This is a genomic window from Endozoicomonas sp. G2_1 (assembly GCF_017744155.1).
In the GTDB taxonomy this organism is placed as follows: domain Bacteria; phylum Pseudomonadota; class Gammaproteobacteria; order Enterobacterales; family Alteromonadaceae; genus JAGHQT01.
Window position 1 is genome coordinate 26500 of record NZ_JAGHQT010000025.1, and the last position, 13483, is coordinate 39982.

Annotated in this window: 13 protein-coding genes; 6 read left to right on the forward strand and 7 right to left on the reverse strand. The window is 43.3% G+C overall.

The features are described 5' to 3' along the window. Positions 1–2 precede the first annotated feature (2 nt). Both trpS and rpe read right to left on the reverse strand, forming a co-directional pair. A complete protein-coding gene (gene trpS / locus J7384_RS18305) occupies positions 3–1007 on the reverse strand; it encodes a tryptophan--tRNA ligase (RefSeq protein WP_209115994.1) in 1005 nt (334 codons plus the stop codon). A 76-nt stretch (positions 1008–1083) separates the two neighbouring features. Beyond that, positions 1084–1755 carry a ribulose-phosphate 3-epimerase gene (gene rpe, locus J7384_RS18310; RefSeq protein WP_209115995.1) on the reverse strand — a complete coding sequence of 224 codons (672 nt, stop codon included), beginning with the start codon at positions 1753–1755 and terminating at the stop codon, positions 1084–1086. Between the two features lie 321 nt (positions 1756–2076). On the opposite strand from rpe, the gene J7384_RS18315 reads away from it, so the two are divergent. Both J7384_RS18315 and J7384_RS18320 read left to right on the forward strand, forming a co-directional pair. Further along, complete coding sequence (locus J7384_RS18315; RefSeq protein ID WP_209115996.1) at positions 2077–2796, forward strand: TorF family putative porin; 720 nt, start codon at positions 2077–2079, stop codon at positions 2794–2796. A 156-nt stretch (positions 2797–2952) separates the two neighbouring features. Further along, positions 2953–3150, forward strand: a complete 198-nt coding sequence (locus J7384_RS18320; RefSeq protein ID WP_209115997.1) for a DUF2970 domain-containing protein — start codon at positions 2953–2955, stop codon at positions 3148–3150. Positions 3151–3182: 32 nt separating this feature from the next. Here the strand turns inward: J7384_RS18320 and J7384_RS18325 are convergent, their stop codons facing one another. The 4 genes from J7384_RS18325 to speE all read right to left on the reverse strand — a co-directional run bounded on the left by J7384_RS18325 (position 3183) and on the right by speE (position 7659). Next, positions 3183–4010, reverse strand: coding sequence for a Dam family site-specific DNA-(adenine-N6)-methyltransferase (locus tag J7384_RS18325; protein ID WP_209115998.1), 828 nt, complete (start codon positions 4008–4010; stop codon positions 3183–3185). A gap of 129 nt (positions 4011–4139) precedes the next feature. Continuing rightward, the gene (locus J7384_RS18330; RefSeq protein WP_209115999.1) at positions 4140–5402 is read right to left on the reverse strand and encodes a glutamate-5-semialdehyde dehydrogenase; all 1263 of its coding nucleotides are present in this window, start codon (positions 5400–5402) and stop codon (positions 4140–4142) included. Between the two features lie 68 nt (positions 5403–5470). Further along, on the reverse strand, positions 5471–6574 hold the full coding sequence (proB, locus tag J7384_RS18335; RefSeq protein WP_209116000.1) for a glutamate 5-kinase: 1104 nt from the start codon (positions 6572–6574) through the stop codon (positions 5471–5473). A gap of 221 nt (positions 6575–6795) precedes the next feature. After that, a complete protein-coding gene (gene speE, locus J7384_RS18340; protein WP_209116001.1) occupies positions 6796–7659 on the reverse strand; it encodes a polyamine aminopropyltransferase in 864 nt (287 codons plus the stop codon). A gap of 121 nt (positions 7660–7780) precedes the next feature. Between speE and speA the strand changes: the two genes are divergently transcribed. The 3 genes from speA to J7384_RS18355 are packed head-to-tail and all read left to right on the forward strand — an operon-like array spanning position 7781 to position 11954. Further along, positions 7781–9676: a biosynthetic arginine decarboxylase gene (gene speA, locus J7384_RS18345; RefSeq protein ID WP_209116002.1), complete on the forward strand. Its 1896-nt coding sequence runs from the start codon at positions 7781–7783 to the stop codon at positions 9674–9676. Between the two features lie 50 nt (positions 9677–9726). Next, the gene (locus J7384_RS18350; protein ID WP_209116003.1) at positions 9727–10629 is read left to right on the forward strand and encodes an acyltransferase; all 903 of its coding nucleotides are present in this window, start codon (positions 9727–9729) and stop codon (positions 10627–10629) included. Between the two features lie 29 nt (positions 10630–10658). Next, complete coding sequence (locus J7384_RS18355) at positions 10659–11954, forward strand: mechanosensitive ion channel domain-containing protein (RefSeq protein WP_209116004.1); 1296 nt, start codon at positions 10659–10661, stop codon at positions 11952–11954. Between the two features lie 5 nt (positions 11955–11959). On the opposite strand, the gene tesB is transcribed toward J7384_RS18355, so the two are convergent. Continuing rightward, the gene (gene tesB, locus J7384_RS18360; RefSeq protein ID WP_209116005.1) at positions 11960–12817 is read right to left on the reverse strand and encodes an acyl-CoA thioesterase II; all 858 of its coding nucleotides are present in this window, start codon (positions 12815–12817) and stop codon (positions 11960–11962) included. Positions 12818–13079: 262 nt separating this feature from the next. On the opposite strand from tesB, the gene J7384_RS18365 reads away from it, so the two are divergent. Beyond that, a complete protein-coding gene (locus J7384_RS18365) occupies positions 13080–13334 on the forward strand; it encodes a hypothetical protein (RefSeq protein WP_209116006.1) in 255 nt (84 codons plus the stop codon). The last annotated feature ends 149 nt before the right edge of the window (positions 13335–13483 follow it).

Consider the following 13483-nt stretch of genomic DNA (forward strand, 5'->3'; position numbering starts at 1 on the left):
ACTTATGGTTTAGCGATAAAACCTATCGAGTCGTAAACTTTCTCTAAAACGCTGCTTGCGCGCTCAGACGCTTTGTCAGCACCTTGACGCATAACTTGGTCTAAGAATGCTTGGTCGTTGCGATATTGGTGATACTTTTCTTGAATCGGTTCAAGTAAAGCAACAACCGCATCTGCAACATCGCCTTTTAAGTGGCCATACATTTTGTCTTCGTAATGTGGTACTAAGCTTTCAATACTTTGACCAGTAGTACACGACAACAACGACAACAAGTTAGAAACACCCGGTTTTTCAGCTACGTCAAAGTAGATACGTGCTTGCTCGTCTGAGTCAGTCACTGCGCGCTTAATCTTTTTAGTGATCTTTTTAGTGTCTTCTAACAAGCCAATAAAGTTGTTGGTGTTGTCGTCTGACTTAGACATTTTCTTGAGCGGATCTTGCAAGCTCATAATGCGTGCGCCGAATTCTGGAATATGAGGATCCGGCACGGTAAAAACATCACCGTATAAGTTGTTAAAACGCGTGGCAATATCACGCGCTAACTCTAAGTGTTGCTTTTGATCATCGCCAACTGGCACGCGATCAGCGCTGTATAGTAAGATATCCGCCGCCATTAATACTGGATAAGTGAACAAACCCGAGTTCATATTAGCTTCTGATTTTTGCGACTTATCTTTGTACTGGGTCATGCGGTTAAGCTCACCCATTTGCGTATAACAGTTTAATACCCAGCTCAGCTGAGCGTGCTCTGGTACATGCGACTGAATAAATATAGTGCTCTTTTCTGGATCAACACCACAAGCCAAGTACAAGGCTAAGCCGTCTAAGGTCGCTTTGCGCAATGCAGCTGGATCAGGACGCACAGTAATTGCATGTTGGTCAACCAACATATAATAGCAGTTGTGATCGTCTTGCATGTCTACCCACTGACGCAATGCGCCAAGGTAGTTACCTATGGTTAGTTCGCCTGATGGCTGACAACCACTTAATACAATAGGTTTACTCATTTTTTTCCTTTTAGCTAAACAGCCTAAACACTGCTTACCTTTTTTACTTAAATAACTTACTTGGCGACGTTAGCTGCTATTTCACGGTTGCTAGCTGCGCACGCATTTGTTCGATAACCACTTGATAATCTGGTTGTGAAAATATCGCCGAACCAGCGACAAACATATCGGCGCCCGCTTCTGCGATTTCAGCAATATTATCGACTTTTACGCCGCCATCAATTTCCAAACGAATATCTCGACCACTCTCAGCAATTTTTTCTTTCACCAATCTTAATTTATCAAGCGTTGATGGAATAAACGACTGACCGCCAAAACCTGGGTTTACCGACATCAATAAAATAACATCAAGCTTATCCATGACAAAATCTAAACAGTGTAATGGCGTTGCTGGGTTTAGCACCAAACCCGCTTGGCAGCCGTGGTCTTTAATTAGCTGCAAGCTTCGATCGATGTGATCACTGGCTTCTGGATGAAAGGTAATAATACTGGCGCCTGCTTTAGCAAACTCAGGAATTAGGCTGTCGACCGGCTTAACCATAAGGTGGACATCGATTGGTGCGGTAATGCCGTAGTCGCGCAGTGATTTACACACCATAGAGCCAAAGGTCAAATTGGGAACGAAGTGATTGTCCATGACATCAAAGTGAACAACATCGGCGCCAGCCGCTAATACTCGTTCAACATCTTCCCCCAAACGCGCAAAATCAGCCGATAAAATCGACGGTGCAATCAAAAAATCAGACATAACCTACCCCCCAGAAAAATCAGCGCTACTTTACCTAAAGGTTGGCGATTATTGAAGCAATAATTCAGATTTATTCTTCCACGTAAATAACGAGGCTCGCTAACAAGCACTGCTCGTTTTTTGTGCCAAGATCGTGAATTTTGCGCACCACAATAGAGCAAACGCACTATTTTATTTAAACCTCAAATTTTCCAGCCCTTTAAATTATTGATTTTACTTGCAATTTTTTTCTTTCGCGGACTAGGCAAGCGGGCATTGTCTTTGCTCCGGCTATATCAGCAATTTACTCACAACAACAATTACTAAATAGAGAGAGAAAACATGAAAAAATCATTAGTATCAATTGCCTTAACAGCTGCATTGGCCAGTACCGCTTTTATTTCAACTCAAGCATCAGCAGAAGTCACCGCCAATGCGTCAGCAACATCTAACTACATCTGGCGTGGTTTAACACAAACCATTAACCAAGCAGCGATTCAAGGTGGTATCGATTACTCGCACGAAAGTGGTTTTTATGCCGGTACATGGGTGTCAAACGTTGAGTATGCTCCAGGCGATGATTTCTCATATGAGCACGACCTATACTTCGGTTTTTCTGGTGAAGTAGACGGTATTTCTTACGATGTTGGTTACCTTTACTACAACTATGATGATGTCGCTAACTTCGACTTTGCTGAAATTTATGGCTCAGTCGGCTATGGCGGCTTCACTTTATCGTTAAACGTATTGGCACACACTGAAGCTGACGAAGGTGCAGGTCAAGACTTTGGTTTTGGTCAAGCAACATACACCGCGCTCGACTACACAACGACTGTTTTGAACGAAACTGAGTTGACCTTCCACGTTGGTTACCACGACGGTGATTTCAACGAAGCGTTCAACGGTGTCCCTGAATCATACTTAGATTACGGTGTTAGCGTTTCTAAAAACGGTTTCACTTTAGCTGTTACAGACACTGACTTAGAAGATAGTGGCTCTGACGGTTTAGACAACGATGAAATCAAATTCACTGTTAGCTACAGCGTAGACTTCGAATTATAATACTGTCGTAATTCATTGACGTTTAAATAAAACCTAGTTGTTTAAAACAACTAGGTTTTTTTATGCCTATTGAACACAATTGCCAGTGACTAAAAAATATTCAATACTAAGACCAATACGCATAACTATGCTCGTCTTATAAAAGTTAACAATGATATGAAAAACGCGAAAGGTATAGGGTTTATTGAAACCGCAAAAAGCGTTGCCATGGCATTTTTGGGTGTACAAAGTGACAAGAATCGCCATCGCGACTTTAATCAGGGCCAGTTTTCACACTTTGTGATTGCCGGGTTAATCGGCGTGATTTTGTTTATCACAAGCTTAGTGGCTATTGTTTCAATCGTGCTTCCTTAAAGCACAAAATGCACTAGCTGATATCAGTGAAGCTATCTGTTTTTATTGCGATAAAGAGCCAATAACTCATCGACTTTCTTGCGACCATTGCCCTTTTGACTAATGGTACGAGCCACTTTAATTTTTTTGATCTTGTCGGCGTGCTCGTAAATCTTGCGAGTCCATATCGTATCGTGATTACTCAGCAATACTGCAACATCTGGTACTGCTAACACCTCTTCGGCTGCGTTGGCTAAGTCAGCTTGTTCGTCTAAGCCAAAACCATTGCCAGCATAGCTAGTAAAGCTCGCGGTTTTACTTAGCGGGACGTAAGGCGGATCGCAATAAAAAACGTCACCACTGGCTGCTTGGGCAAAACTTTCTCGATAACCTTGGCAAACAAAAGTAGCACGTTGCGCTTTTTCGGCAAAAAACAATAACTCATTTTCTGGAAAGTACGGCTTTTTGTATTTGCCAAAGGGTACGTTATAACCGCCAGATTTATTGTAGCGACACAAACCATTGTAGCCGTGGCGGTTGAGGTACAAAAACAATAACGAACGCTGGTATTTACATGTACTGGCGTTAAATTGGCTGCGCAATTCGTAGTATTGTTCGGGACAATTGTAGATTTGATCAAACAAAACGCGAGCATCAGCAATAAACTTGTCAGGTTGCTGTTGTAAGGTTTGGTATAGATGAATTAAATCCTGATTAATATCACTGAGTAAGTACTCTTGATAATCAGTATTTAGAAAGATAGCACCAGCGCCAACAAAGGGCTCAACTAAGCGCTCGCCCTTTGGCAACATTTTCGCAATAACATCGCTAAGGCCGTATTTACCGCCAGCCCACTTTAAAAATGCGCGATGTTTTTTCATTGATTAAACTACCAAAATTGAGATTGCTATACGCTACAGCGCAGAAAACTGCCAAAGGCGGCGATTGTATCGTGAATCAAGCTCGATTGAAACGAATAAAATCGCCCGATGCCAAGCGTTTAATCAATTTTAATCTCGTACTTGACCATCGCCGACCACGACGAATTTTTCCGTGGTTAATGCGGCTAATCCCATCGGTCCATAAGCGTGTAATTTACTGGTTGAAATACCAATTTCAGAACCAAGCCCCAACTGGCCACCATCAGAAAATCGCGATGAGGCATTAATCATGACTACTGACGAATTAATAGTGCGGACAAAGCGCTGAGCGCGGGAAATATCCTGACTCACAATAACTTCGGTGTGATCTGAGCTAAATTTATTAATGTGATCAATGGCAGCATCAAAGCCATCAACCACTTTAACCGCGATTTCTTGCGCTAAATATTCAGCGGCAAAATCGTCTTCAGTGGCCAATTCGGCGTTATCAAAATACGCTTGGCTGTTTTGACATGCGTGAATTTTCACAGAAAATGCTGACAGCGCCTGAGCAGCTTGTGGTAAAAAGGTTTCGGCAATATCGCTATGCACCAAGAGTGTTTCTATTGCATTACACGCACTTGGCCGTTGAGTTTTACCATTAACCAATAAATTGGTGGCTTTGTCTAAATCGGCAAACTTGTCGATAAACAAGTGGCAAACGCCTTTAAAGTGCTGAATTACTGGGATTTGGCTGTGCTCGGTAACATAGCGGATCAGGCCTTCACCACCGCGTGGAATCACTAAATCAATGGTTTCACGCTGTTTCAATAACTGTTCGATAACCGCACGGCTGGTATCGGGAATAACCGAAACTACACCTTCATTTAAGCCGTGTCGCGCCAATACTCTATGTAAACACTTAGCCAAAACTAAATTGCTGTGAATGGCCTCAGAGCCACCGCGTAAAATAACCGCATTGCCAGATTTTAAACACAGTGCCGCCGCTTCCGCGGTAACATTGGGTCTAGCTTCGTAAATCATCGCAATCACGCCAAGTGGGATGCGCATTTTACTCACTTGAATACCATTTGGACGAATAGTGGTATTAGCCATAGAGCCAACCGGATCAGCGAGATTCACGATATCGCGAATGGCATCGCTGATCCCTTTAACTCTCGCTTCGGTTAACAATAAACGGTCAAGCATGGCTTCACTGAGGCCTTTGGCACGACCGGCATCAATATCTTTGACGTTTTCCAGCAAAATTTCAGCGCTGGCCTGCTCTATTTCAACAGCCATATCGGTGAGCAGTTGATTTTTTTGCTGTTCATTTAAATTGGCAACCGCCCTACTCGCGGCCTTTGCCTGAGCCGCCATTTCAGTCATTGAGAAATTGTTTTGTTCTGACATTTTTTACTCTTTATTTATTCTTTACTGTTGCCATTCACCCAAGCAAAGCTCGCTCGGGTTTGACTAGATCATTTATCAACTAACACCATGTCGTCGCGGTGCACCACGACTTTACTTGGGCAATAGCCAAGTAGCTGTTCAATCTGTTCACTGTTAACGCCAGCGAGTTTTGCCAAATCTCGGTCGCCATACTGACAAATCCCTTTCGCAATCGCCTGCCCTGACTCTTTTGCGATTATGTCGACCGACTCACCGGCGGCAAAACGGCCTGCTACCTCGACAATGCCAGACGGTAACAAAGACGCGCCTTTCTGCGTTAACGCCCGTACGGCACCATTGTCGAGCAAGAGTGCGCCACTGCTTTTTAGGGTGTGTTTAAGCCAATGTTTTTTCGCTTTTACTGCTGCTTGGCTAGCAACAAAACGAGTACCAGGATTGTCACCCTGCAGCAATTGTTCAAAAACCTGATTGCGGCTACCGTTGATAATATAAGTATCAATCCCGTTCTCAATGGCTTTTTCCGCCGCTTGAATCTTGGTTTTCATACCACCAGTGGCAATGTGATTCTTGGTCGCTCCCGCCATTGCATAGAGCTCTTCGGTGATTTCACTAATTTCACTGAACATTTTAGCGCTTGGATTAGAGCGCGGGTCGCTATCGAAAACTCCGTCAACATCACTAAGGATAAACAAACTATCAGCATCGGCAACCAGTGCCACTAAGGCAGCAAGGTTGTCGTTGTCCCCTACTTTAAGCTCATCGGTGGCAACGGTATCGTTTTCGTTAACAATCGGAATCACGTCATTGTCGAGCAAAATGCGCAAGGTATTCTTGATGTTGATATAGCGCTGACGATCTTTGAGGTCACCATGAGTGATCAACAACTGACTGCACGGCACATCAAAAAAGCGCTGCCAGTTTGCCATCATTTGCATTTGGCCAACCGAGGCCATCGCTTGTTTGGTGGGAATCGAGGGATTGGGAGAACCGTGCTGAATTAACTGTCGGCCAGCGGCAACGCTGCCCGATGAGACAATAATCACTTCTTTGCCCGCTTGGCGACACTCATTGATAAAGCGCGCAATTGGCAAAATATGCTGACCACTACAGCCCTTGCCATTTGGCGAGACTAAAGCACTGCCAACTTTGATCACAGCACGATTAAACTTCATTATTTCCCCCTTTGTGTACTTGCTTTAAGCATGCACGTAAATCAAAGGGTTTGGCAATAAAGATTTGCAGTTTATTTAGACAAGAATGCTCTTATTAATAGCATTAACCAGATTTTAACAATTTTTTCTATTCAAACTCTTTAAAACACTAAGATCTGTCTCTGAAAACAGACCAAAAATGCCAAGATAAAAATAAATTGACGTTTTTGTACACATTGCCATTATGTGCCGTCAAAAGCCTGTTTTACAAAGTTTGGTAGCGCTTTCGCAGCCTGATGAATGTCACTGTTGTAATATAATGTCTCAAATTCGGCATTATTAGCATCAACTGCACGAAAATCGCCAAAAGCGCCCTGCTTTTTAGCCAAGGTACAGCTCCACCAACCACTTGGATAAATTGGCTGAGGGAAACTCAAGGTTTGTAAATCGCTAAAGCCTGCTGCAGTCATTGCATTGCGCATGTCGGTTAACAAGGCTAAGTGATAAAGCGGAGACTCACTTTGCTGAACTAAAATGCCATCAGAGCGCAGAGCCTTTAAACAACTCTGGTAAAAGGCGCGGTTAAACAAGCCCTCGCCTGGACCAACTGGATCAGTTGAGTCAACAATGACAATATCAATCGACTCTGGCTCGGCATTGGCCATAAAAGCAATGCCGTCATCGAACAAAATTTGCGCCCGGACATCATTATTAGATTGGCACAACTCTGGAAAATACTGCTCAGACAAGCGCGTGACCACTTCGTCGATGTCGATTTGATGAACAGACTCAACCTCTTGGTGCTTCAATACTTCGCGCAAGGTGCCGCAGTCACCACCGCCAATAATCACGACATTTTTCGGCTCGGGATGTGTATATAAAGCCGGGTGTGACATCATTTCGTGGTAAAGAAAGTTCTCCCGTGTCGACACCATGGTACAGCCATCAATCGTCATCAGCTTACCAAACTGAGTGGTTTGATAAATCTCAACTTTTTGAAACGGTGACTGTTGCTCAGCGAGCTTTTCGGTAATTTTTAACGAATAGGCACTTTCTAAGTCGTGATGTACTTCGGTAAACCACTGCGGTGAATGAAACGATGACATTTAAGCCTCTAAAATAACGAATTAAACTGACTTATTTTACTAAATTTATACTGCAACAGTGAAAAAATATTATTAAAATTTAGCGATTAATCGAGACCCTTTTAGCGAACAAGTAGCAATCATGACAAACAGTAATCACATAGCTGCAGAACAAACTTACAACGTCAGTGAGTGGGGCGCAGGCTATTTTAGTATTAATGAAGGCGGTCAGGTGGTTGCGCATCCCAAAGGTAAGCGCCAAGGGCAAAATATCGTACTCAGCGAGCTTGTCGCTGAATTAAAAGAGCAGGGTGTCAAACTACCAGTATTAGTTCGGTTTACCGATATCTTACAAGATCGCATTAAAAACTTGGTGGAAGCCTTTGCTCACGCTAAAAAACAGCGCAATTACAGCGGCAAGTATACCGCTGTTTATCCGATTAAAGTCAATCAACAACACAGTGTTATCGATAAGCTATTAAACGCTGATCAAAAGGTCGGTTTAGAGGCGGGCAGTAAAGCTGAGCTATTGGCAATATTGGGAACTGCGAATCGCAATATCCGCATTATTTGCAATGGCTACAAAGACCAAGAGTTTTTGCGCTTAGCACAAATTGCCGCCGCTATGGGGCACAAGGTTTGTGTCGTGATTGAAAAGCTCTCTGAGTTGTCGATGTTTCTCGACAATGTCTACCAAATTGACGGGCCGCAAGTTGAGCTTGGCATTCGAATAAAACTGCACAGTGCCGCTAAAGGCCAATGGCAAAACACCGGTGGCGAAAAAGGCAAATTTGGTTTTAACGCCAGCCAATTGCTAACAGCGATTGAGTTACTAAAACAAGCTGATGCGATACATTTATTGACCCTAGTGCATTTTCACATTGGCTCGCAAGTCGCCAATATCCGCGACATTCACAATGCAATGTTGGAATGCGCCAGACATTATGCCGAATTACGTCAGCTCGGTATCATGATAAATACCGTTGATGTTGGCGGTGGCTTAGGGGTCGATTACGAAGGCAGTCATTCCCGCAGTGCCTGTTCAATTAACTATTCAGTTGAGGAATACGCCAAAAACGTTGTTTTTGCACTGGCCGACGCTTGCCAACAATTAGACCTGCCGGAGCCCGACATTATTAGTGAGTCGGGTAGGGCAATGACCGCTCATCACGCCTTATTGATCACCAATGTAATCGAGTGTGAATCGGCACCCGGTGGTAATGAGTTTACCGACCAGCAGGTGAGCGCCATCGACAACACTTATTTCCAAGCGCTATGGCAGGACAGTGTCGGTTTAACCAGCCGCAATGCGTTAGAGGCTTATCACGATGCCATGCACTACTTTAGTGACGCTCATCAAGCGTACAAAAGTGGTCAATTGAGTTTACTGGCGTGGGCGCAAGTCGAGCAACTTTACTTTAGCCTGTTGCGCCAAATAAAAAGCGTTTTAGTGCCGAGTATGCGAGCGCACCGCGATATCCTTGACGAATTAAACGAAAAACTTGCCGACAAATTATTCTGCAACTTTTCACTGTTTCAATCGCTGCCCGATGCTTGGGGTATCGACCAGTTGTTTCCAGTGTTACCGGTTGATCAGCTCAACAAAACGCTAGATCATCGCGCTATTATCAATGATATTACTTGCGACTCTGACGGCCAAATCAAACAATATGTCGACGGTGTCGGCATCGAAAACAGCTTGCCGATTCCAAAATTTGATCCTGAACAGCCCTATGATATCGCGATTTTTATGTTGGGTGCTTACCAAGAGATCCTCGGTGACTTGCACAACTTATTTGGCGATACCGACTCAGTTCACGTTGAGCTGTCTGATCAAAGCCATGTTATCAGCCAAAAAATTCAAGGCGAAAGTGCTGAAGATGTGTTAAAAACAGTGCACTTTAGTAAACATCAGTTGCTGGCAAACTGCCAAAAGCAGCTGCATCAACAGCAATCATTAGCGACTAATGAGATTAACGCTATGCTCAACGAGCTAGCCGCCGGCGTTGATGGCTATACCTATTTTGAATACGAATAACGCTAATCTTTATAAATAATCTATTTGATAAATTGAGGTTTTCTTCATTTATGTTGAGTTTTTTGCCCGGGCCAGTGCTCGCTGCTTTGTCTTTTGTCCTCTATCTAGTCAACACGCTATTTTGGATTTCACCTATTTTAGTTGGCTCATTACTGAAGTTTTTGCTGCCAATTGCACCCTGGCAAAAACTCATGAGTTACTTACTCGACTTTTGCGCCAGCAGTTGGATCAGCGTAAACAGCTTCAATCAAAAACTATTGGTGCCAACCAAACTTGTAGTAACCGGCGGCGATGCCTTAAAAATGCAAGATTGGTACTTAGTGATTAGCAACCACCAAAGCTGGGTTGATATCTTGGTGTTACAGCGTGTACTCAATGGCAAAATTCCATTTTTAAAGTTCTTTCTCAAAAAAGAACTGATTTATGTTCCTATTCTCGGGTTGGCGTGGTGGGCGTTAGACTTCCCCTTTATGAAGCGCTACAGCCAAGCTTACTTGCGTAAAAACCCTCATTTGATTGGCACCGACATCAAAACGACTCGAAAGGCATGTGCTAAATTTAAGCACAAGCCGGTTAGCGTAATGAATTTTATTGAAGGCACGCGTTTTACCGATGAAAAATACGCCAAACAAAAATCACCATTTCAGCACTTACTGCGGCCCAAAGCCGGTGGTATTGCTTTTGTCCTCGATGCCATGGGTGAACATTTAAGTAAAATCGTCAACGTTACCATTTACTACCCCAACGGTATTCCTAGCTTTTACGACTTTATTTGTGGCAAAGTGAACAAAGTATGTATTGATATTGAAACCTTGCCAATCGATGAAAATTGTTCAGGCGATTATTTTAACGATCCTGAATTTAAGCAAAATTTTCAGAAGTGGTTAAATCAATTGTGGCACGACAAAGATCAACGTTTAAGCCAGTTAAAACAAGCACAAAACGATCTTTAATCAGACCACTACAGAATTGAGAAAAAGCGATGCAAGAGCTACAAAATGGACACGAGCCGGTATTTTTTTCGACGATAGTCAATTGGCTAAAAAACCAAGCTGTTGACGAACAATACCTGCATATTTTGTCATTATTGGTCAGTACCAGTGTCTTGCTATTGGTGGCCTTGTTTGCCCATTACATCACCAAACAGTACATTTTAGCGCTAGTACACAAGGCTATTGATCGCAGTGAAAACAAGCTCGATGATATTTTGGTTGAGCACAATATTTTCAATCGACTCAGCAGTGTTACGCCAACCTTAGTTATTTTAGTACTAACCCCCATTTTAGTACCCGAACAACACGTATTGCATCACTTGCTGTTAACGGTGGCAAAAGCGAGTTTGTGTTTTCAAATAGCTAGAGTCGTCAGCGCCACTCTCGGTGTATTTAAAAATATTTATGGCGCAACCGCACAAGAAAAGTACATTCCACTTAACTCCACCTTACAAATTGTTAAGTTGGCGATTTATATCGTCGCAACAATTTTGGCGATATCCTACTTAGTCGATAAATCACCGATTTACTTGCTCAGTGGTTTGGGTGCCTTAACCGCCGTATTACTATTGGTCTTTCAAGATACCATTAAGGGTTTAGTGGCCAGTATTCAAATATCAGCTAACCGCATGGTGGCACCCGGCGATTGGATTGAACTGCCCAAATACGGGGCAGATGGTGATGTTATTGAAATAGGCATTAACACGGTTAAGGTGAGAAATTTCGACAAAACCATCACAACAATTCCGACCTATGCCTTAATCAGTGGTTCCTTTAAGAACTGGCGCGACATGTATAGCTCAGGTGGCAGGCGGATAAAGCGCAGTATTCGCGTTGATCTGGCCAGTATTCGCTTTTACGGTGCTGAAGATTTAGAAAAACTGGCCAAATTTCGTTTGTTAAAACCTTATCTTGCGACCAAGCAAGCGGAAATTCACGCTTGGTGTCAGCAACACAATATTGCCGATACAACCGATGTTAACGCTCGACAATTAACCAACCTCGGTACTTTTCGCGCCTATATCGAAGCCTATTTAAAGTCTCACAATAAAGTTCATCAAGCTATGACTTGTATGGTGCGCCAACTGCCAGCCGACGCCACTGGCTTGCCTTTAGAACTATACTTTTTTAGCAACGACCAAGACTGGATTAATTACGAAGGGATACAAGCCGATATCTTTGACCATTTATATGCGATTGCGCCGCACTTTGGCTTGCGCATTTTCCAACATCCCAGCGGCTATGACTGGCAACAGAATCATCGACAGGGCGACGACGCATCATAAAGCAGCTAACGCTGACGGATAACGCCTTCTTGCATTGTTGAAGCAACCAACTGACCTTGGCGATTGAACACTTTGCCGCTAACCAAACCGCGACCGGAGCTCGCTGAAGGGCTGTTCACACAGTACAATAACCAATCGTCAAAGCGAAAAGGGCGATGAAACCACATCGCATGATCAATGGTCGCGATTTGAAAGTTTGGCTGCCAATAACTGACGCCATGTGGATACAAAGCAGTTGGTAAAAACTGGAAGTCTGACGCATAAGCCAACATATACTGGTGAATACGCGGATCATCTGGTAGCTTGCCATTGGTGCGCATCCAAATATGACATTTTGCCGGCATTGGTTCTGACTTGATCCAGTCAAATACTTCAACAGGGCGCAAATCGATTGGCTTTTCTGCTAAAAACTTTTCTCTAATTTGCTCTGGAATATAGTCTTGGTACTTGCGAATAAAGTCAGCGTGAGAGTCGACACCATCGGGACCTCGGACGTCAGGCATAGCGTCTTGGTGTTCAAAGCCATCTTCCGGCTGTTGAAACGAGGCGGTCATATAAAAAATAGTATGTCCATTTTGAATAGCTCTGACGCGACGCGTACTTATTGAGCCGCCATCGCGAATACTTTCAACTTCATAGACTACGGCTTTACTGGCATCTCCCGGGCGTAAAAAATATGAATGTAGTGAGTGAACATAACGCTGCTCATCTACGGTTGCCTGTGCCGCTGACAGTGCTTGCCCCATGACTTGGCCGCCAAATAAGGCGCGAAAGCCCAAATCCTGACTTTGACCGCGATACAAACCTTGTTCAATAGTTTCTAAAGACAGTAGCGCTGATAGTTGATCTAATACCTGGCTCATGCTCACCGACCTTTTTGATATTTTTTTGTGATTATAAAAATAATCTTAAAAAACAGAAAGCTGCCAAGCTCGAAAAATTATTTTGTAAACTTTGAAAACAAATTGGTTGTTTTCTGGTCTAATTGAAACAATTAATAACATTTTAGCTTTCAGGGTGTTGAATTATTCAGCACCCTGAGATAATGTTATCTGGAAACAAAATTATAAGTATATGAATGAAAAGGATGTTACACCAATTAGTTAATATCTTTTGAGGTACGTCATGCAAGCACTACAAGAACGAGAAGCACTATTAGAGCGTCGGCACTATCAGCCTGAGCTTTCTATGCTTTGGGATAAATTGACACTAGCACAAAAATTTGCCGCTAGTAGCCTAACCCAATTTGGTTATGATCTCGCTTTTATTCGCAACAGTGCGGCAGGCAGCATGGCGATTTTGTTGTGTAACGGTAACCCAGCGACCATTACCAGTGATGGTGAGATTGATACCTCGCCAAATATTGAAATTCGTCACTAGACGACAACGAAATATATCAGTCAAGAATCCACCTTCTAAAGAAGGTGGCTTTGCGTAAGCCCCCTAAACAAGGGGGCTGGGTTATCCTAGTAAATGTAATTGACGTTTCTCTTCTTGTTTCTCCATCTTGTCTTGATGCCGTACATAAC